At 43.3% G+C, this 21,709-nt stretch carries 14 protein-coding genes; 2 read left to right on the top strand and 12 right to left on the bottom strand.

The genetic code is table 11. From position 1 onward, the window contains the following. Positions 1-45: 45 nt before the first annotated feature. The 8 genes from SFV55_RS02025 to hemL all read right to left on the bottom strand — a co-directional run bounded on the left by SFV55_RS02025 (position 46) and on the right by hemL (position 16,878). Positions 46-8,124, bottom strand: coding sequence for a pre-peptidase C-terminal domain-containing protein (locus SFV55_RS02025; RefSeq protein ID WP_320027780.1), 8,079 nt, complete (start codon positions 8,122-8,124; stop codon positions 46-48). 85 nt (positions 8,125-8,209) lie between these two features. Further along, the gene (locus SFV55_RS02020; protein WP_320027779.1) at positions 8,210-9,088 is read right to left on the bottom strand and encodes a hypothetical protein; all 879 of its coding nucleotides are present in this window, start codon (positions 9,086-9,088) and stop codon (positions 8,210-8,212) included. A gap of 192 nt (positions 9,089-9,280) precedes the next feature. After that, positions 9,281-11,212 (bottom strand): ATP-binding protein, encoded by a 1,932-nt coding sequence (locus tag SFV55_RS02015; RefSeq protein ID WP_320027778.1) that lies wholly within the window; start codon positions 11,210-11,212, stop codon positions 9,281-9,283. After that, positions 11,209-12,588, bottom strand: coding sequence for a hypothetical protein (locus SFV55_RS02010; protein WP_320027777.1), 1,380 nt, complete (start codon positions 12,586-12,588; stop codon positions 11,209-11,211). Before SFV55_RS02010 ends, SFV55_RS02015 begins: the two co-directional genes overlap by 4 nt. Positions 12,589-12,731: 143 nt before the next feature. Next, positions 12,732-13,466, bottom strand: a complete 735-nt coding sequence (locus SFV55_RS02005) for an NUDIX hydrolase (RefSeq protein WP_320027776.1) — start codon at positions 13,464-13,466, stop codon at positions 12,732-12,734. Between the two features lie 151 nt (positions 13,467-13,617). Beyond that, a complete protein-coding gene (locus tag SFV55_RS02000; RefSeq protein WP_320027775.1) occupies positions 13,618-14,301 on the bottom strand; it encodes a response regulator transcription factor in 684 nt (227 codons plus the stop codon). 129 nt (positions 14,302-14,430) lie between these two features. Continuing rightward, positions 14,431-15,438 carry a sensor histidine kinase gene (locus tag SFV55_RS01995; RefSeq protein ID WP_320027774.1) on the bottom strand — a complete coding sequence of 336 codons (1,008 nt, stop codon included), beginning with the start codon at positions 15,436-15,438 and terminating at the stop codon, positions 14,431-14,433. A 132-nt stretch (positions 15,439-15,570) separates the two neighbouring features. Next, the gene (gene hemL, locus SFV55_RS01990) at positions 15,571-16,878 is read right to left on the bottom strand and encodes a glutamate-1-semialdehyde 2,1-aminomutase (protein WP_320027773.1); all 1,308 of its coding nucleotides are present in this window, start codon (positions 16,876-16,878) and stop codon (positions 15,571-15,573) included. Between the two features lie 310 nt (positions 16,879-17,188). On the opposite strand from hemL, the gene SFV55_RS01985 reads away from it, so the two are divergent. Together SFV55_RS01985 and SFV55_RS01980 are read left to right on the top strand one after the other, a co-directional pair. After that, positions 17,189-17,794 (top strand): DUF3365 domain-containing protein, encoded by a 606-nt coding sequence (locus SFV55_RS01985; RefSeq protein ID WP_320027772.1) that lies wholly within the window; start codon positions 17,189-17,191, stop codon positions 17,792-17,794. A gap of 13 nt (positions 17,795-17,807) precedes the next feature. Beyond that, complete coding sequence (locus SFV55_RS01980; protein ID WP_320027771.1) at positions 17,808-18,407, top strand: class I SAM-dependent methyltransferase; 600 nt, start codon at positions 17,808-17,810, stop codon at positions 18,405-18,407. 32 nt (positions 18,408-18,439) lie between these two features. Here SFV55_RS01980 and SFV55_RS01975 read toward each other — a convergent pair whose 3' ends face one another. The 4 genes from SFV55_RS01975 to SFV55_RS01960 all read right to left on the bottom strand — a co-directional run. Further along, positions 18,440-19,876, bottom strand: a complete 1,437-nt coding sequence (locus tag SFV55_RS01975) for a redoxin domain-containing protein (protein ID WP_320027770.1) — start codon at positions 19,874-19,876, stop codon at positions 18,440-18,442. After that, a complete protein-coding gene (locus tag SFV55_RS01970; RefSeq protein ID WP_320027769.1) occupies positions 19,876-20,484 on the bottom strand; it encodes a hypothetical protein in 609 nt (202 codons plus the stop codon). The genes SFV55_RS01975 and SFV55_RS01970 overlap by 1 nt, the downstream gene beginning before the upstream one ends. Continuing rightward, positions 20,468-21,016 (bottom strand): RNA polymerase sigma factor, encoded by a 549-nt coding sequence (locus SFV55_RS01965; RefSeq protein WP_320027768.1) that lies wholly within the window; start codon positions 21,014-21,016, stop codon positions 20,468-20,470. Before SFV55_RS01965 ends, SFV55_RS01970 begins: the two co-directional genes overlap by 17 nt. A gap of 74 nt (positions 21,017-21,090) precedes the next feature. Continuing rightward, on the bottom strand, positions 21,091-21,709 hold a 619-nt coding region (locus tag SFV55_RS01960), incomplete at its 5' end, for a phosphate ABC transporter ATP-binding protein (RefSeq protein ID WP_320027767.1).

Raw genomic sequence — 21,709 nt, 5'->3', positions numbered from 1 at the left:
GTATACTGAACAGAAAAAAGAAATAAAAAAAATTACGAATCATTTTCATCTTACCAGGAGTATTCGTTTGGTAATTACACCTTGTGCAAAGGCCAATCTGATGAAATAACCCCCAGCTTCCTGTTTATGAAGATTGATTTCAACTTTATTCTTGAAGATGCTGCGCTCTGGGAGCCTCAATATGCTCTGCCCTAGCTGGTTCAGGACTTCAATGTTCATAATAACTTGCTCGGGTAGATCCAGTGTAAGCAAAAACATGCCATCACTAGGATTTGGACTAACCTTAATCAAGCTCTGCCAAGGGTGTTCTTTAGTTCCAGTTGTGGTACCAACGACACTTGGCACCGAAATGGGTTGACTCAATTTACTACAGTTGTTGGCATCAAATACTTCCAGTTGGTAGATATCTGCTGGAACAGTTTTGAGGTTTTGTTCGTTACTGATTGCTCTACCATTACGTTTCCAAATAAAGCTATAAGGTGGATTCCCCCCCTGAACTTCAACGTTAATGCGCCCGGTTCTGAACTGGCTGGTATCTCCCACTATCTGTACTACTTTGATTTGGATGGAGTCTGGTTCAGATAAAAGGATGTTAAATTTTTGGGTACATCCGATGCCGTATAAGAGTTCGACCGAATAGGTTTCTGCACTTAGGTTTGTTCTCCTAGGTACATTCAATCCGGGTCGATCGGACCAGTTATACTTCAGCTCTCCAATATTACTTTCATTAACTCTGAGATGAATTATTCCATCGTTCCCTCCATAACACAAAATGGGGTACTCGACAGGCTCCCGGTTCAAATCAAGCTTGGGATATACCTTTAATTTATAGGCAATCTTTTGTTGATTGATACAACCTTCGGTACTGCGCAATTGAGCGTAGTAGGTATATTCGCCTGATGACACATTTGGTGAAAATGGATTCGCATTTTGTTTAAGTAAAACCTGATTCTGGTCAAACCAATCAACGATTGTATTGGAGGTGGTAGTTAAGGAAAGTTGTGCATTTTGTTGGGCCAAACAGACGTAATTGTTTTCCGGAACATTAGCTGTTAAGCGGGGCATCGACAATACATTAACCTGGTAGGTAAATTCTTTGGGTGTAACACAGGTACCCTGAGCACCCGATACTTTTAGCTTGTAAACGAACTCACCTGCATCAGTAGTCAAAATGGTGCGGCTTGCGCCAGTAAAAGCATTGTCGGACCATTCCAATCGAAAATCACTCAAGGAGCCGCTGGTTGGTTTAAAAGATACCTGAAGTGCTTCTCCCTGGCAGAGCATTGGGTTACCAGTATCCGTTACAATTCCCCCCTCAATACTACGATTAGGATTAACCACCAGCTTTAAGGGGACTCTGTTTTTGCTGACGCAACCATTACTGTACCGTGCTTCTACATAGTATACTTTCTCTCCGGCGGGGGGGGGCGTGACGAAAGTAAAGTTATTCGAATTACTCAAGAATGGGTTTTCAGTACTGGACAAACTGGTATACCAGTACATTTCTGAACCGGCAGAGGGTTTTACCACCAGAGAAGTTAAAGTACCTTGGCAAATGTTTTTTTCTGCCTCGAAGGGTACAGGATCTTCAGGTAATCCTTTAACCTCGATTGAAATTTGTGCGGGTATTGTTGTTTGACACTTGAGGTTGTTATTGGTAATGCTTACCGTAAAGGTCTGTTTCCCAAGTATATTTGTATTTGCAATTACATTAGGACCAAACCCTCCAGTGCTCCATTTGAAAGAATATTCCGCAGCAGTACCTGAATTTGGTACTGCCGATAATTGTAAAGGTGTTCCCAAACAAGCTTCCCTAGAGTTGGTACTGGTATTAATGGTGCCACTGACTATGGAGTTTTCTTGAACGATTAGTTTAATTTCCTGGGTTTTTTCACTTGTACACCCAGGAATACGTTCATAGACAGCTTCTGCAAAGAAAGAATACTCTCCAGGGGTAGTAATTAGTGGCGGTTGAAAACTCTGACTCTTGTTGAGAAGCTGACCTGTATTGGAATACCAATAAATACTAACAGTTGAAGGAGTATTGACTGTGATTGCGTCTGCTTGTGCTCCACTACATACCGAAAGGCTGCTTGGTAGCACAGGTAGTGTGGGTTTAGCCAGGGCCTTGAAGGTCGTGCTAAGCGTTTTAGGTGTAGAACATACACCGCTTTTGGCGGAAATTTTTACCGATAAGGCATAATCCCCTGGAGTAACATTGCCGAATGAAATGGAAGAATTACTCGAGCCGTTGCTCCATTCAAAATTATAATTGCCAGTAGAACCGGAGTTGAGGACGGCTTTTAATTCCACAAAACTACCTGCGCAAACTTCATTGCTGTTTTGGTTTAATTCAATACGACCCTCGGCGCTCAAAGAAGGGGCAACTGAGACCTTAATCGGAATACGAGGGCTCGTACAACCCGCACTGTTTCTGGTTTCAGCATAAAAGAAGTAGTCTCCTGCCTGGCTAAATGCAGTTGGTGTATAGGACCTGGAATTAGATTGCAACAACACTGCATTAGTTGCTGCACCATTGTACCAGTCAACACTCAAGCCAGATGAAGCACTTACCGACAAAGTTGGTACTATCGCGTTAGTGCAAGCACTTACTGTACTTTGTACCGCTGTAGGGGCCGCAGGTGCTGCAATGTAGTTAACGGTTACAGTAGCTATTTTCTCTGCTCTACATTGATTTTCGTTGCCCGTTACGGTGACGGAATAACTTATAGGTCCTGGTCGGCTGGCTTCTACCTGAATACTAGGATCGGTACGATTGCTGTTACTCCAAGCGAAGTTATAATCACTCAACGTACCTGTACTAACACTAGTACTGAGATTGACGACCTGCCCTAAACAAGCTGTAGTGCTGGAGGTAGTCAAAGAAGCGCTGAATGGAGTACAGATTCTTTGTTGTACCAATACCTCATTTGTGAAGGGAATCGGGCCAGTAGAAACAAATACCAATTTGACATCCGGCCGGGCTACACCACTGGTGTTTTTATTTATTTTGAGTTTGATCCTGGACCTTTGAGCAGGGTAAGGATTTTTTTCATCACGTGGTGCTGCCCCTGTATTTCCCGATTCAAGCATGGAAATCCAATTAGCTGCTGGTTCCAATTTAACGTAAAACGGATCCGAAGTAGAAAAGTCAAACTCCACAATAGTATCTCTTTGAGAACTAACCCTTATTGCCCTTATAGAAGGAAAAAAATGGCTTGGCTTTTCCAATTCAAATCGACTGATGCTGCTAATCCCACCTGTTTTAAATTTGCTACCTGCATTTACAGAAGAATTCTGGCCGACTCTGTCGTAAACAGGCTTTAAGAATTCAATTGATTTACCACTCCGAATACAAATGTAGATAGAATCACCCTCTTGGTAACTGCACTTATCAGCATCTGTCAACAAATCCCTTCTCAATTCAAAACTCATACTGTTGCGTGCAGGATCTGAATCCCACGAGCCGGAGGAACTTTGCAGCCATTTTCGATCGGGGGTTGGATAAAGGAAAAATACCTCTGAATCATTCTCAAAGTAATTTAGGCCTGGTTTTTGAATTCTGATGGTATGTGTTTTGGATTCATCCTGGACACAAGTTTCATCCTTTATAAATACTACATGTTCCTCATCCTTGAGGGTTTCAATTTTTATCGTGAAGTTTCCAATGCCACCGGGCGTATTTTTATCAACAATGATAAAATAAGTTCCAGCAGAAAGTGGAAAGTCCACAATCTGAGTAGAACCTCCAGTAGCTCCCGTCTCACTGTAGTTGATGCAACCTTTTCCGCAGGTATAACCGTATAGGAACATACCCATAGCAGAGTTACTAGTCAGGGTAATCGTAGCTGTTACTGCACTTTCAACGGTGAATTGAAACTCCAGGTCCTCCCCACGATAGGTACGACTCCCATTATAGCAACTGCTGTAGCCATTGTATTGACCACCGCCAATGTTGAAATTATCTACTTTACCACTAACTGTTCTCGAAATAGCGGGTGTGTTGGGGATGATGTCTTCGGGGTTTGTTTGACAGACCCCATTAGGATAAACATTGAATGAATAGGTTGGATTTGTCGTGCTGATGATGACTATATAATAGTATCCAATTGGGCTGTTTCCCAAGTCGAGATTTCCTTCTGAAGTTACGCCTAAACAACTTGCACTTAAGCTGTTGCATCGAAAAACAAAGGCACGGGTAGTTTGATCAGAACTCGTATTAAGGGATATCGAAATTTCCCGGCCGGCTTCATCATTGAAGAAGGTGTAAATATCTGCATACAACTTTTTATTGCTCAAGTTTGGCCCAAATATTTCTCTTACACATGATTCTGAATAAAGGAGTAAGGGCGCAAGCTCATTAGCTCTCAAATTATTGTTAACCGTAACTCCTCTATAAACAGGTACGGAGCCATATTCACAGATATTTGCACAAGCCTGAGTTTGACTGATCGAAACTTCAAAATTGGAGGAAACGTTAAGGTATTCATCAACGACCACATAATAAGTACCGGGAGTAAGTAAAACATCCATCCTTTCGATGGATTGCCCGGGGGTCATACTGATGGACAGCCCATCCGTTTTAGAACAAGATTTGAATAAAAACAGGGTTGGATCCCCGGTTATTTCTCCGTTGATTTTCGGCCGAAGAAAAATACTTATGTTCTGAGTTTCATAAACTTCAAGTAAATAGGTTTTTTCTTTTCCTATGAAACCCGGGTAGTATTTGGTAGTCCCATTCGCTTGTTTGATGCCATAGACGCTCACATTATTGCTCCCTGAGACCGTATTATTACTCTGGGCCGAATTACAGGAAAGGATTGGACTGTTCCCACACGCTAATTCTCCACAAGTAAAATCAATAGAATAGAGTAGGTTCTGATTGTTACCTGTACCATCTACAGCAAGATAATAGGTTCCAGCAGGAAGTGATTCCAAAATGTATTTGCTATTGGATAACTCTGAAGCAGATGCCTTACGGATACAGGTAATTGGGTTACAATCATCCGATTTGAACAGAAATAAATCCAGGTTTGCTACAGCAGAGCTATGTAAACCTACCTGAAGGTTTGTGGTTGAACTTAGAACAATTTTATAAAGTTTTTCTCTCCCAGGATAAGACGAAGCTGAACCCGCGCAGGTATACTGGTCTATACAGTTAGAAACACTTACAAAATTTTCATTGTATAGAACCGTTCCACAGGTTACGTCTACTGGCGTTTTGCATAGGCCCCGCTTCAAACTCAAGACAAAGCTCCCTTTGGATTGAACAAACTGGCCATCTACCACTATATAATATGTTCCTGGATCAAGCGTCTGAATAATCTTTTCTTGATTCGAATTTAGGTTATTGGAAGAACTATTGGCTATACATTGTGCTCCAGACACAATGTATACAGATGTTGAGGTACTAGGGCAAACATTATTCAGCAAAAAGAGATCCAAGTCCAAGCCGGCCGTCTGAATGGCTAAATTAATGTCTACGGTAGTGCGCTCAGTCAGGGTAAATTTATACACTTTATCTGGGCCAACTAGGTTGTACCCTGCCAAACAATCATATTGGTTCAAGCTGTTGGTTTCGGTAGTAGTACTCGCTGAAATTGTAGTTCCACATGAAATTGGGATGGCTTTTGAGCAAATACTCCCCTGATTGCAATTGACCGAAAGTTGAAAATTGCCCTTCGAATAAGCGTATTGGCCGTCGATTACGATATAATAGGTGCCTGCTTCCAGAATTTGTGCTATTTGTTCACGATTGGAACTGCGGTTGTCCGTTGTACTACCCGCAATACATTGGGTACCCGATACAATGAATACGGCGGTTGAGCTAGAAGGGCAAACGTTGTTTAGCAAAAAGAGATCCAAGTCCAGTCCAGCAGTTTGAATAACCAAATTGATATCCACTGCAGTGCGCTCCGTCAGGGTAAACTTATATACTCGATCGGGCCCGACTAGGTTATATCCTGCCAAACAATCATATTGATTCAGGCTATTGGTTTCGGTTGTGTTGCTACTTGTAACGGTAGTTCCACATGAAATCGGGATGGCTTTTGAACATATGCTCCCCTGATTGCAATTGACCGAGAGTTGAAAATTACCCTTCGAATAAGTGTATTGGCCATCGATTACGATATAATATGTGCCTGCTTCCAGAGTTTGGGTTATTTGTTCACGATTGGAACTTCGATTGTCAGTCGTACTACCTGCAATACACTGAGCACCGGACACTTTGTAAACATAGGTTTCGGAAGAGGCACATATATTGTTTAACAAAAAGAGGTCCAGATCAATTCCAGCAGTTTGAATAACCAAATTGATATCCACAGTAGTGCGCTCCGTCAGGGTAAACTTATATACTCGATCGGGCCCGACCAGGTTATATCCTGCTAAACAATCATATTGATTCAGGCTATTGGTTTCGGCAGTGTTGCTACTTGTAACAGTAGTTCCACAGGAAATCGGGGTGGCTTTTGAACATATGCTCCCCTGATTGCAATTGACCGAGAGTTGAAAATTACCCTTCGAGGACGTGTATTGGCCATCAACAACGATATAATACGTACCAGCAGATAAGGTTTTGTTTATTATTTCACTGCGGGAATTGGCATTTGAAGTATAACTCGCTGCTAAACAATCATTGGAAGAAATGGCAAGAGCTCGGTCAAAAGTGGTATAACCACAAACGTTACTCAATAAAAATAAATCCAAATCTAGGCCAGCGGTGGATATATCCAATCTTATACTAACAGGTGTTGTTTCTGTCAAGACAAATTTGTAAACCTTTTCTGGGCCAACCAAAGTGTATCCAGGAAGGCAGCTATAGCTAGAAAGAAAATTGGTTTCGCTTGAGGTACTTTCACTTATCGAACTTCCACAAGATATTGGTTTGGCTTTTTCGCAAATATTACCTCCTGAACTACCACAATTAACAGCTAATTGAAAGCTTCCATAAGAGTTGGCGTACTGACCGTCAATTACAATGTAATAGGTACCTGGATCAAGTGTCCTGGTTATGGATTCAAGCCTTGAACTAGTATTGGGAGTCGAACTCTCAGCAATACAATCCCCGCTTGATATACTGTATACTTGTGTACCCGTTCCACTTTTACAAACATCATTAAGCAAAAATAAATCCAGGTCAAGTCCAGAAATGCCAATAGTTAAAGTGATTGTAACTGGAGACCGTTGTGATATCGAAAGCTTATAAACTTTTTCTGGGCCAAGAAGGGTATACCCTCTAAGACAATTGTAAGTAGTGAGATAGTTTGTTTCATTGGTCGTGCTTCCGCTAACCAGGGAACCGCAACTAATCGCGGTAGCCTTACCACAAATACTTCCACCTGACTCTCCACCCCCAGAAGTTCCACAATTTAAATTAATTGTAAATGCCCCTTTCGAGGTTGAAAATTCGCCATCAACTACGATGTAATAAACAATGCCAGGGGATAGCGTTTTCGAAATTCGTTCCAGGTTTGATGTAGAATTGTTAGTAATGCTCTGGGCGATGCAATTAAGATTTTCGCAAGAGCTTAATAAAAACAAATCCAAGTCAAGGCCAGCTGCCAAAGCCAATGTTATGGTTACAGTGCTTGTACTGGTCACTGAAAAACGATAAACTTTTTCGGGGCCATTCCAGGAATATTCTTGTGAACAACTGTAACTGGACTGTACACTCGATTCACTTGAGGTACTTCCTGAAAGGGTTTGGCCACATGAAATAGTAGTTGACTTAGAACAGATAGTAGGAAGAATAAGGGTTTCTTCAAATACCTCCAGGTAGATTGGATTATCTAGCACTTGACCATTAATCCGCACCTCAAAAGAGCCCGAATCATTTATTTTCAAGACTTTTGAAACCGAAAAAGGAATAAGCGCCTGGGTACAAACCTCATTATTTGTACGGGAGTAGGTCACTTCAAGATCTAGAAACTGCCCATTTGAAGTTTTATAATTGGTGATTATTGCCCCCGTAAAACATCCGTTTGGGAAAAATCCACTGAGCGTAATTTTAAAATCTTGTGCGACCATGGGTTTCTCAGTATCAAAGGATACCTTGGAAACGACCTGCCCCCATGCCCAAAATGGGAACAGTGATATCAATAAAAAGAGTAATATTGACTTCATAACTATGGTTTTAGATTTTGATAGATTAGTTTTTATGCTGCGCATTAGAATCCTTGTTTTATAATAATTAATTATTGAAAATTAATTACCAGATCAATCTCAGGCCGATACTGCTAGAAGCTGGCCGGATAATTGGTGAAATTTTCCACGCATCGGTAGTTGTACCTTCTGAGCAGTATCTATCATACAACACCTGCTTTTTTTTCACTTTTACAATGCGAAAAACAGACCAAGCCAAATTTGCCCCTAATAAGGCCCAAGCGCTATAAGTCAACGCCTTTGAATTGTTATAATGACCCAATGCATCTTTATAGGGCGCTTCTCCTTCGGCAGCATTCTTGCCAGTAAGCCACACTTGCTCATATTTTTGATAGGCTTTTTGTTGTTGTTGCCGATAAAATTGACCTACCCCTAACAAAGTGAATCCTGCTCCTGCTACAAAATAATGAGGCCACTGTTGGTTGAGTCCAAAAGCTGGCCGGGATATGCTGCAGTCTACCTGGCCCCATAATTCTGCACTAATGTATACCCGATAGATTCCTCCATAATACAATACATCTTCAGTAAGATCGGTCCAAATGATGCGTTTTTCATTTTTAAAACCTTCCTCAATGATTCCATAATCCTGTAAGACTCGTTCCGCATGCGGATTTATTGAATCTCGATCAACTGTTTGTAAATTCACTTTAACTTTGTAGTAAAGTTGTTTGTCGGGAGAAGGAAGTTTATATAAAATAATCAAATCAGCGTCTTGAAGTTCTATTTTCAGGACGTCCAGATATTCTTTGCGAGTAAGAGCTGATTGAGGGGCTAATTCTTTCCAGTTTATCTGTAGTTTACCTTCTTGAGATTTAAGTTCTAACAGGAACGAGTCAAGATCCGATCGCAGCAAAGCATCGTATTGTCCCATGCCAGGAAAGGTGAATAGCACAACAGAAAAAAGCAATAATATGCCCTCTTTCATTTGGTATCGTTTTAAATTCTGTAGTTTAAGGGATTAAAATTTTTATAAGGTCACTTTTATTTGTCAAAACTCGATTAAAAATAACAAGTACACCCAATGGTTGGTACACAAGAAAACAAGTATGCTTTGATAGGAATTGTACTTTACAAAGTTAATAATGTAATTGTAACCTACAATAAAAATATATCTTTTTTATCTGTCTTTAAACTGCTTAAGTTTTTCAATCACTTCAGGGTGCCCGGGTTTTATACGTAAGGCTTTTTCATATGCCATACGCGCTTTTTCCTTTCGACCTGATATGATCATTCCGAATCCTTCCTGTATCGCTTTTTCAAAAGCGACTTCCTGTTCTTTTTTTGTTGATTGAATTAGCGTATTGATGGTTTCATCAGGGTCAATTTTATACATGGTTTGAAAATCCTGAATGGCATCACTGTAATTCAATAATTTGATTTTTGACAATCCTGTTTGTTTCAACATTGCCAATTGCCTCCATTTGTTTTTTAAAGTATTGATTTTATGTAATCGTGCATCTGAAAAATTAGCAGGTATTTTTAGGGCATCAGTCAACATATTAATGGCCTCCTGGTATTTACCCTGTACCTTAAGTGTATGGGCCGTTTGAATTTTCCCATCTAGATAAATATTGGAAATGGTGTTATTGGCTGTTTTGACTTGGAAAAATTGGACTATAGCAAAGACCAGCGCTACAGCGGCAAATAAAGCGAGGCCTGTAGCTATCCGAGTCTGTAGCTGAGATTGTCTTAATCTGGTTTGTTGCTCTTTCTCCTGTTTCAATTGTTCCTCTTTCCAGTGTTTTTCACTGAATTCAATTTGAGCCTGTAACGGTTCTGGATAAACCAAATAAGCTTTATACGGGCGCAGGTATTCCAAATCTTCGAGCGACAAATGCCCTTTTTTTTCACTGTACACGGAGTAAACATCTCTGGCTCGTTCCCGAAGTTTCATCTCTTCGGTTAGGTTTTGGCCAACAACAGAGGCCAGCAGGTCGTGGCTGATTTCATAGTTTAAATTGAGTCCAGACTTGAGGGTGCGGAGAATACGACAAGCTACCAAATCCCTGAGCAAGGGACCCAGATCGGGGATGTCGATACCTTTTGCTTGCAAATCCTGTGCAATTGATTCTTCACTCATCTGTAGTTTGGTGTGCCGTTCCGAAATCATTGCCGCCAATACTTCCATTGGCTGATTTTGCTTGTATTGAGCAGATAGTGCCAACAACTGTTTGCGTAAAAAGCTACTCAGGACTCGCTCCAAATCATCGTCAATCTGCACCAGGTCTCGATGCATTACAGGCACTGGTGCGTTAGTTTTAGTTTGTAAAGCTTGTGCTCTTTCCCAAAGCTCATTCAGAAATACTTGTACATGGGTAAGCTCAATCTCGCGTTGAGTATCCGGCAATCGGGCCAGAATCGCTTCTGACAGTACGGTACTATCCTGAATTGAAAAATAGGGCAAATACTCTGGAGCATCCAAGGTTTTTTGAATGACCTCCTTCACACCCTGGCGTCCCATTTTTTCAAGCCGAAACCGATATTGAAAAATACTTGGGCATAGTACTTCGAACTCAGATAAATGGCCAATAAACTCCTCCCGCATGATCAACAATACGCGGCATGGTACCCGGTAGCGAATTAGCAGATTTAGGCGTGTAAAAAAATCCTTTTTTTCCTCTTCTGTTCCTAGTAGGAGTAATTCTTCAAACTGATCAAAAAGCAAATACACAGGCTGGTAACGCTCGGCAAAAAGTTGTTCGATCATCTTGCCAAAATCCAGGTCTGGATCAAGAGGAAGAGAGGAATCAGGGTTTAACTGAAATTTTTCCTCTAAACAATCATTGATGCGTGCAAAAACGGAACTCACCACATTGCTGCCTCTTCGTATGCTCAAGGCAAACCAATCTGCATCGGAAAACTGATTGCGTAAACCACACTCGATCAAGCTGGATTTTCCCGCACCGGATGGGCCATATACCAAAAGATGTTTTACACCACTAAGGGCGTGATAAAGTGCATTGGTTTCCTGTTCACGGCCAAAAAAAATGGTCTGATCTTTTTGCTGGTAGGCATCCAAAAACTTGAAGGGGGAAGTTGTTTTACTCACGGCCTTGAAGTTTTTAGCGGTTGTAGTAACTGCTCCAATTGCTCAAATAACTCATTTAACTTAGGCTGAAGGTTGTTTTGCGGCATTACGAGTAACTCCTTGTTGGAGCTGATTTCCACGCTATGGTAGGCTAGTTCATTTTTGTATTGAGCATATCGATAATGCCTACCTGCAGCAGCTTGACCAATGTAATAATAGATTTCTGGTGTTTGAGTTGGTCTTTCTGCAAAAACACTTTGATCAATGATTAGAGGTGAAAGAGAAAGGTAGCTTTCTGAGTCTTCAAGGTTTTCTAAACTGGCATCAATATTACTGCCCTTTATCAGGATTACACTTTGGTTGTAAGTAAATACATTTTCGACAGAAAAGGCAATGTAATCTTCTCCATCTGAATAGTTTTCGGTGTAAATGCCATGGAGTTCTCCATAAGAGTGGACAAAGTTTTTACTCGTGCCCAAACGATATTTCAAATTGATATCCTTGATAGAAATCAAGCGGTACTTTGCTAAAAAGGCCAATTTACGCAACCAGTAAGCTAATGCGGATAAATATTCATCGAGGAGTTTTTCCAATACTTCGCCCTCTGAGGGTACCAGGCCATCTATCAAATCATTACGGTGCTTGTCTAAGAAAATTGCAGCAGAGTATAAATCGGTTGCAGGTGTAGAGAGTTCTTGGACAAATGGCTTTATTTCTTTTACAAAAGCCAAGTTTTCGTCTAGTATTTCAGTGCTGATGATGAGCAGATTGAGATAGTCAAAATTTCGGTGTTCTTTTTCTTTCATCTGCAAAAAAGCTGCAACTGTGGGATGAAATGAACTGCTCTTATTTTTCAACAATTGCGCAACTTGAATAAAACACAAGTAGCGCAATGAACTCTGAAAGGCTTCTGCCATAAAAGCCAAACGCCTCAGGGTCCGTTCTTGCCCAGCAGGAGTCCCCATCTTCTGCAAAAAGGCTTCAATTAGCCACCCATAGTATTGAAAAATTACAGGGGCTCTATTTCCTACTGATACGCCCATTTTAAGCAGTTCCTGCTTTAAGCTCAGAAACCAATTGTTGCTCTCTCCACCAAGGAATTGAACCAATTCTGCAGGTAAAGCCGTTCCCGTAAACGTTTGACCAAGGATGTATTCAAAATTGGCAACTGAAATACTTCCAGGTTGATATATGCGATTGGCTGATTGAATTGCATAGGCTTGCCAGGATTGCATTAAAGCAAGTAAGGCTTCTAATTTCCTTTCTATTTCAAGAATTTCACCGTTAACATTGACTGTAATGGTACTGTCTTGTACATTTTGTATGACAATGTTTTGGTTTCCAGAGATATTTTCCGCATTGGCCATAAGCTTTATAGACTGGACTATGGTCTTCAATATAGTGTTGATTTAACACCTTATATTTACTTGGTGTTCGTACAAATATCACGAATTAAATTGAGTTATTCAAAGAATCTGCAATTCGTCCTTTTATTACTCAAAAAGTGCTTTTTTAATAAACTTCGGGTCAATAATGTTAATTAGCTCAATTCTGCGGCTCTCTTTTTTTTGGTAGGCGTTTCCTTTAACTCAAAATTGAAGCCCTGATCCACCAATTTATTGTAGCGCTTGCGGTCAAATTTGTACAGTTTGGCAGGCCGGTGGGCAACACCCTCTTGCGTCTCATCACAGTCTACCAACAAATTCATTGACAGGATTTTTTTGCGGAAATTGCGTTTGTCCAGTGGGCAACGCAGGATGGCTTCATACAGGTGTTGCAGCTCGGTCAAGGTAAATTTAGGCGGCAACAATTCAAAGCCAACCGGCCGGGTTTTAACCAACCATTTCAAGCGCTGCAGGCAGGATTCCAAAATAGCGTCGTGGTCAAAGGCCAGGTGCTGCAAGTCATTTACTGTATGCCACTGCGCTTGTAAGGCAATAGAAGAAGGTTGAATGGTATAATTGTCAATTTTGATCAATGAAAAGTAAGATATGGTAATGACGCGCCCAAAAGCGTGGCGATTCACCGAACCAAAAGTGTGTACTTGTTCCAAGTATACGTTGGTAAGCCCTGTCAATTCTGACAAAACCCGTTTTGCCGCAGCATCAAGATCTTCATCGGTTTTTACAAAATAGCCTGGTAAGGCCCATTCTCCGATGTGTGGTTCTTCTCCTCGTTTAATCAGCAAAACTTTTAAATCACCTTCATCGAAACCAAAAATAACGTTGTCCACGGTGAAGGCCGATTTGAAGTAATTGTCAAAATTTGTCGCCATTTCTTCGGTAAAATTGTTGCAGTACAGTTTGGCCAAACAAAGTATAAAACCTCTTTAGGAAAACCAAATAAAGAGAGGGTAATTAGTGTAAAAAATGCACTAACTAACTGCAAACGGTTTTTTAACCGCAACTTCATTTTTGCCCAACTACTTATGTGGCAAATTTGTACCCAACCCCACGGATGGAATGGAAATGGCGTGGATTTTTGGAGTCCCCTTCAAAGTTGCGTCGGAATTTAAGAATAAAGTTATCGATGGTACGGGTACTGGGATAAACATCGTAGCCCCATACGGATTGGAGTATTTGTTGACGGGACACTACCTCATTGCGGCGGTCGATCAACAACTTTAAGAGCATGGCTTCTTTTTTGGTCAAAACAAAACGCCCCAGAATACCATCGGCTTCAAAGGTGACGAAATTGATGCGGTTTGGTCCGAATTCAAAAATTTCGGGAGTGTTTTCAGGCGACTTACTGGTCCTTTTGATCAGGTTGTTGATGCGCAGCAGCAATTCTTCAAGCACAAAGGGTTTGGTCAGGTAGTCGTCGGCCCCTTTTTTGAGCCCCGAAATGCGATCACCTACAGCATCCTTGGCCGTGAGGAAAATGACCGGAACCTCCATGTCAGTAAGTCGAATTTGTTCACAAATTTGAAAACCATCAATTTCCGGTAGCATCACGTCCAGAATGATGAGGTCAAAGTGCTGTTCTTGAAAATAACGGATGGCATCTTTACCGTTACCTGTGGCTACAACCTCAAAGTTTTCCAACTCAAGGTTTAGTTTAACTACCTCGCGGATGTTTTCTTCGTCTTCAACAAGGAGGATACGCATCATGGTGTAAAAATTTTAGCTGAGTAGTGGGGCAAAATGATCACTTATTTTTTTATCACCCCTTAGAATGAAAAATGGGTGCTCAAGACTACAAAAATCTTGGGATATATAGATTTTTTTATACTGCTAATTTCAAGCAATAGGCAAGAGAATTTCAAAAACGCTTCCCCTGGGTACGTTATCGTGAACGCTGATTCGCCCGGAATGGGCCCGCACAATTTGATCTACGATGTACAAACCCAGTCCAGTGCCCTTGGCTGTACGGGTATCTTCATTACCTACCCGGTAAAATTTCTGGAAAATTTGTTTCTTTTCCTTTTCCGGAATACCCACACCCTGGTCTTTGATTTCTAGCTTGATTTGCCCTTCACCTTGCATACTCAAGTGTGCTTCGATATTGGCTTTGCCACCATTGCCCGAGTACTTAACGGCATTTTCCAACAAGTTGAGGGCCACTGAGATCATTCCCATTTTGTCTCCCTGAAAGTAAGGCATTTCACCCTCTTGTTTGAAGGTAAAGGAGGCATCGGGGTATTTGTCACTTAGTTTTGTGATAATCTCTTCCAATAACTCGTGCAAGTCGAGGGGCTCTTTGTTCGCATGGTAAGTCGATTCGAGTTTTGCCGAAAAGAGGAGGTTGTTGACCAAGGTGTTGAGGCGTTCGGTCTCTTTGAGGGCATTGCCTTGCAATTGGGTCGTTTTTTCCCGCGGTAATTCCCGCTTCAACAGGGTCTCCAGCACCAAACGAATCGAAGCAATGGGAGATTTAAGCTCATGGGTGATGGACAACAAAAAATTCCGACTTTGTTGGGAAGCGACCATTTCTTTGTTGTAGCCTCGGTTGATAAAATATACGCCCAGCACCAAACTAATTACAAACACAATTGCTTCTCCAACGATCATCCATTCCTGGCGGGTGTAGTGTTTGGACAAACTGGCATATTGCGCGCTTTCCAAAAATTGAGCGGTATCGTTGATTGTTCCCTCATCAATCATCTCAATTTTCATCAACTGACTTTTGGCCCTAAATGCATCCCGGTTTTTGTTGAACAACAGTATCGACCACCAAAAAAAGGCCAGAATCATGTAAGCGATTACAAGATAAGAGAGGAGGCGAATGCGAATGTTTTGTTTTTCCATGAATTTACAGTTGAGAAGTTGAGAAGTTGGGAGGTTGAGGAGTTGAGGCTACCACAGGTTTCCTTACACTTCGGCTACGCTCAGTGACCGGAACGCTCGCGGCAGCCTCAACTCCTCAACCCCCTCAACTTCTCAACCAAAAACGATATCCAAAGCAGCCTTAAATTGCTCGGCAGCCTCTGACAGGTCAGCATCGCTGTGGGCAGAAGAGACAAAGCCTACTTCATAACCAGAAGGTCCCATATACACTCCCCGTTTGAGCAACTCCAGGTGCAATACTTTGAAATGACTCATACTGCTTGGATCAATTTGTTCGGCGGCAATGATGCGTTCAGTGGCAAAAGCTACCCAAAAAATGGATCCAATGTGGGGAAAAGTGACGGGATATCCTTTACTGTTGGCATAATCCTGGATGGATCCTACAAAAGCAGCAGTTTTAGCGGCAAGGGTTTCGTAAAAGCCGGGCTCCAGCAATTGTTTCAATGCCGCATAACCTGCGGCCATAGCCACCGGATTACCGGATAAGGTCCCCGCCTGGTACACTGGCCCATCGGGGGCAATATTACTCATGAGCTCAGCACTGGCGGCATACGCCCCCACAGGCATTCCACCGCCGATGATTTTGCCAAAAGTGAGGATATCGGGTTGAATGCCGTAATAACCAGCTGCCCCTTCAAAACCTACCCGGAAGCCTGAAATGACCTCGTCGAAAATAAGCAGTACGTTGTGCTTATACGCCTTCAAACGGAGGCATTCCAAAAAAGAAGGGTCTTGCAGTAATAAGCCATTGTTCGCGGGGATAGGCTCCACAATGATACAAGCAATGTTGTGCCCTTCTAGTTGGAGGGTCTCTTCCAGTTTTTCTCGATCGTTGAGTGGCAACACGATGGTTTCCTGCGCAAACGCCTCGGGGATACCCGCTGAAGTACTTTCTCCAAAAGTGATCAAACCCGAGCCTGCTTTCACCAGCAAGGAATCAACATGCCCATGGTAGCAGCCTTCAAATTTGATGACCTTACTCTTTCCTGTAACGCCACGGGCCAGGCGCAAAGCCGACATCACCGCCTCGGTGCCAGAACTGACAAAACGCAATTTTTCGATGTAGCGGTGGTTGTCAACAATCAACTGGCCTAGTTCTACCTCCAGTCGGGTAGGGGCTCCAAAGGAAGTGCCCTCAGCCACTGCGGCGTAAATGTGCTCACGAATTGAAGCATTATTATGGCCCAGAATCAGCGGCCCCCAGGAACAACAAAAATCGATGTATTGCTGGTTGTCTTCATCCCAGATGTGGCAACCATCTCCTTTTTTGATAAAAATGGGGGTGCCAAAAACCGATTTGAAGGCCCGTACTGGCGAATTGACGCCGCCCGGGAATAATTTTTTAGCCTCCGTAAAAAGTGCTGCCGAAACAGTACGCTTGTGATCGAGGAGAGTTTCCATTCTTTATTTTTGTTAACTTGCTACAAATGTAACAAAAGCAGCAGGAATTGTTCAAGCACCTGCACAGCTGTGACGGAGAAATGAGAAAGATAGGGTGTGGGTGTGATTGTGTGAAAGTGTGGGTGTGTTGGCCTTCCATTCCCGCAAGTGCCCCGCCAACCCATGGATTTATCCGTGGGAGGCCACCGATGATCCCAACCCACGAATTTATTCGTGGGAAAAATCCGTGGGATCACGCCCATGGATGTGACCCACATCACCAAAAACAGACCCCAAAAGCACAAACTTTGGTGCCATAAAATCAATCCTCATGGCAATAGCTCACAAATTCAAATTTTGGGTCCTCGCAGGGAGTACTTTCCTGCTTTTGCTCGGTGCTTGCACAACTACCCAAAAAACAGTTGAATTCAGCGAAAAAGAGCAAAAGGACTACCTCCAAAAGGGGCAAATGGTGGCTCAACAATCCTTTGCTGCCCTGAGTGGCCGACTGATGGCGGCAATAGAGCAAGGCGGTATTCCCCATGCGGTCAAATACTGCAATGCTGCAGCCTTGCCTTTAATTGATAGCCTTTCCAATGTGCATCAGGCCAATATTCGCCGCACCAGTCTGAAGGTACGCAACAGGCAGGATGTAGCCCAGGGTTGGGAAAAAGAAGTGCTGGAAGCGTATCAAGGCTTGCTTGCGGAGGGCAAAAAGCCTGCACCTGTGGTCAAAAAACTGGACCCAAAGCGGGTTGCCTTTGCGGCACCAATCTTCATGGCACAACCCTGCCTGAAATGCCACGGCAAACTCGGCGAAACCCTCAACGAACAACACTATGCCGCCATCAAACAACTTTACCCGCAAGACCAGGCCATAGGCTATGTCGATGGGGATTGGCGAGGCATGTGGAGCATTACTTTTTTTACCAAATAGACATTTTAAATTTATGATGAAATCATTCTGGGACGAACGTTTTTCTGCGCCTGAATACATCTATGGGGAAAAACCCAATGCCTTTTTTGCCGAGCAAATGGCACAACTGAAACCAGGCAAATTGTTGCTCCCCTGTGAGGGTGAAGGCCGCAATGCCGTGTACGCCGCCGAATTGGGCTGGGAGGTAGAGGCTTTTGATCAAAGTGAAGCGGGCTGCACCAAAGCCACAAACCTGGCCGAACAGAAAGGGGTGAGCATTCAGTACCAGATTGGTGATTGGTTGGGGCTTAGTTACCCGCTTGCTTCGTTTGATGTGATAGCGCTGGTCTTCGCGCATTTGCCCGAACCCCTACGCCGAGCTGGCCACCAACATTTATTACCCTTTCTCAAACCTGGCGGCCTGCTGATTTTGGAAGGATTCAACAAAAATCAAATCCAGTTCAACTCTGGCGGCCCCCGCGACCCCCAAATGCTCTTTGCTCCTGCCGAGCTCCGGGAGGATTTTGCGGAGCTCGACATTCTGATGTTGGAGGAAAAAGAAGTGGAACTGGATGAAGGGGCCTATCATCAGGGGAGAGCGGCGGTGATAAGATTGGTGGGGCGGAAGCCGTGATCTTCTGCCTTTCACATGTCATTGAGTATCCCTCACTCAACTTTGCTTCGTGACTTTTTATTCATCTCAATAATCTTGTCCATCACCAGTTCCAGTTGATCTGCTGGAATCTGTTTGGACAAAATTTCTTTCTGTTGGTCCAAAATGTAGACCTGTGGGGTGGTTTCGAGGTTGTACAAGCCAAAGTATTTGCCACTTGGATCAGTAGCATTAAACCACTCAGGCATCTGGTTTTCTTGGAGGTATTTGGCACAGTTTGGCTGTTCCTGAGTCGGTTTTACACAAATGGCCACCAAGGTGATGCCCTGTGCGGCGTATTTTTCATAAAATTTTTTCAACGCTGGCAGAGATTCGGTGCAGTGGCTACAATCGTAACGCCAAAAAAAGAGCACGGTATAAGGGGACTGGATCTGATGCAATTGAGTGCGCTGCCCCTTGCGTTCGAGGCTGATGTCTGGTGCGATTTTACCAATCAGTAAGGGTTTTAGTTTTTTGGCATTGGTGCTCAATTTTGCAAGTTGATCCACAGATACCCAGGGTGCTTTTCCCGTGTTGTAATATTTTTCTACCAAATGGACATAAACGGCATCCATTCCTACAAAATTGGAAGCAGCAAAACTGTTAAGGAAGTGGATGAGGTAAAACTGAAAAGTTTCAGGAGCCTGGCTCATTTGATACAGGACTGTATCGATTGCCCGACAAATGGAGTCTGGATGCTGCGGTGTCAATGTGCGGATGAAGTAGTCGATTTTTTCAAAGAGAAAGGGCGTTCGCAGTAGGGTAGAGTCACCCAGGGGCAAATAATCAAAGTAATGCTGACGGGTCCACATCCAAAGTTGGTGCGACTTTTCGAGGCTATCCAATTTGGCAAAGGATTCAAGTGGAGGTACTGGGTGCAAATTCGCGCCGATAATGGTAGCGGCATAAGTGCCTTTATTTTTTTGCACCCATTTTTTTTGAGCCTGTGCTACGTTTGTATTCAATTGCTGCTGCTTTAGTTCGGCCTGAGTTCGGGACGTTTTTTTTGTTTCCGACTGTTTGATGATTTCAGCGATCGCTGCTGCTTTCCCTTGCTGTTTTCGCAGGTAACGGAGGTGGGCATAAATAAGCGCATTTTCTGTACTCCCTTCGATTTTGACTGCCTCCTGTAGTTTTTCCTGGTTTGTTTGAATCGAAAAAGATTGCTCCTGGGGCGAAATCAGGATTTGGAAAAAATCATTTTTAGGTGGAAGAGCTACAAAGTATACGCCAGTTTTGAGGGGCTGAGCACCACTAAACACAAAAGTATTGGCAGCAATGGCCTCGGCGGTATCCAGAACGTATTGTTTGTCGCCGAGGTAGTAGCCGAGGTAAAGCTTCGGCCCAGAAAACCCGGCAATAGTCACTTCGATGCGGTAAGCAGGGTTTATAGCTCCGCCCTCTGTATGCAGCATGAGCAACATACAAGTCCAAAAAATTAATGCTTTCATTAGTTTGTTGTCTTTAGTTTGATGACGTGATGTGGAAAATTGGTGGAATCCATAGTAGGGCGAAGCAAGTCAAAAGATTGCTCCTTAACCCATTGTACATCAATACTCGCCCCGTCTTGGGTTGCATCGGTATAAATTCCTTGATCCCATAAAAAAGCGAAAATTATCGTGTTGGAATCAGGTATTGAAATGGCAGGAAGATCCTGTTCAAATGCATTGATTGCCAGGGGCTCCTCAATGCATTTGATCGGAGTTGATTTTTGCTTGCTCAACTGTTTTTCCTGTCTATGTTTCAGCACAGGTTCAATTGCGATAAAATGAACCCGGCCTCTTGCATCTGCGATGGGCTGTCGATCAAGTTGCCTTTTCTCAGGGCTGCTATCTTTAGTGTTTTCGGTCGAAGTTTGATCACTAGAAAGTCCTGTAATAAGCAGTGCCAGCACCACCATCAAGCCAACCAAAGGCCAAACCAAACCTCGGGGTGGATTCATTTTTTCAGTGACCTTCTCCCACATCCTTTCTTCCTCCCAGGCTGGATAAAGATTACCAGCCTCTGAGGCTTCCAGCCGCTTAGCGAGCGGTTCCGAAAACTCATTTTTGGAAATCATGCCAGTATAGTTTTTTGATCTTGCTTTGTAAAAGAGCCTTGGCTTTGCTGAGTTGCGACTTGGAAGTGCCTTCTGAAATCTCCAACAGCTTGGCAATTTCCGGGTGGCTGTACCCCTCAATAACGGCCAGATTGAATACGGCGCGGTATCCAGGCGGCAAGGCGGCAATGAGCTTGAGTATTTCAGCCGCACTCAAGTCGTCCAATTGGTCTTCAATACCCGTGGAGTACTGGGGCAATTCGCTCAACTCAGCCCAAGTCCATTTGTAACGCTCGCGCAAAATGCCCAAAGCTTCATTGACCACAATCCGACGGAGCCAGGCTTCCAGTTTAGCCACGGATTCGAATCGGCACTTGGGCATTTGTTGGAAGGCTTTGGCGAAAGCTTGGGCCACGGCGTCTTCGGCGGCCATGCGCTCGTGTAGATATCGCCAGGCCACTTTGAACAACACTCCACCGTAAGCCGCAAAGACTTTGCGTTGGGCTGAGGTTTCACCACGTTGGCATTGCTCTAGGATGGCTTGGGTAATCAAGTGTTGGTTTTATAGGGATAATGGGATTTGGAGGCAAAGGGTTGCCTGGGCAAGGTAATTTATTCAACTATTTTTTACCCAAAATTCCCATTCAAATAATTCGCCGTCAACTCTTGCTGCGGCGCATCAAACAGCTGCCTGGTTGGGGCAAACTCAATCACCTCTCCGAAGTACATAAACGCGGTCAAATCCGCTACCCGTTGCGCCTGTTGCATGTTGTGGGTCACAATGACAATGGTGTATTCCTTTTTTAACTCCAGCATCAAGGCTTCAATTTTAGCTGTACTGATGGGGTCCAGCGCAGAGCAAGGTTCGTCCATGAGTAATACTTCAGGCTGTACTGCTACTGCCCGGGCAATGCACAGGCGCTGCTGCTGGCCACCGGAGAGGGAGAGGGCGGATTTATCCAGATCATCCTTTACTTCTTCCCATAAGTAGCTACCTTTTAAAGTGTTTTCTACTACTTCATGTAAACGGGCCTTATTGTTTTCACCCGCAATCTTGAGTCCGAAGGCAATGTTATCAAAAATGGATTTGGGAAAAGGGTTGGGCTTTTGAAAAACCATCCCAATTTTGCGGCGCACTTCCACCACATCTTTACCCGGAGCGTAAATATTGTCCCCATCCAGCAAGATTTGCCCTTTGACTTTGGCCTCAGGACTCAGGTCGTGCATGCGGTTCATCGCCCGCAAA

The organism is Haliscomenobacter sp., assembly GCF_033763495.1.
Classification (GTDB): Bacteria; Bacteroidota; Bacteroidia; order Chitinophagales; family Saprospiraceae; genus Haliscomenobacter.
This window is presented reverse-complemented; position numbering and strand designations above follow the sequence as displayed.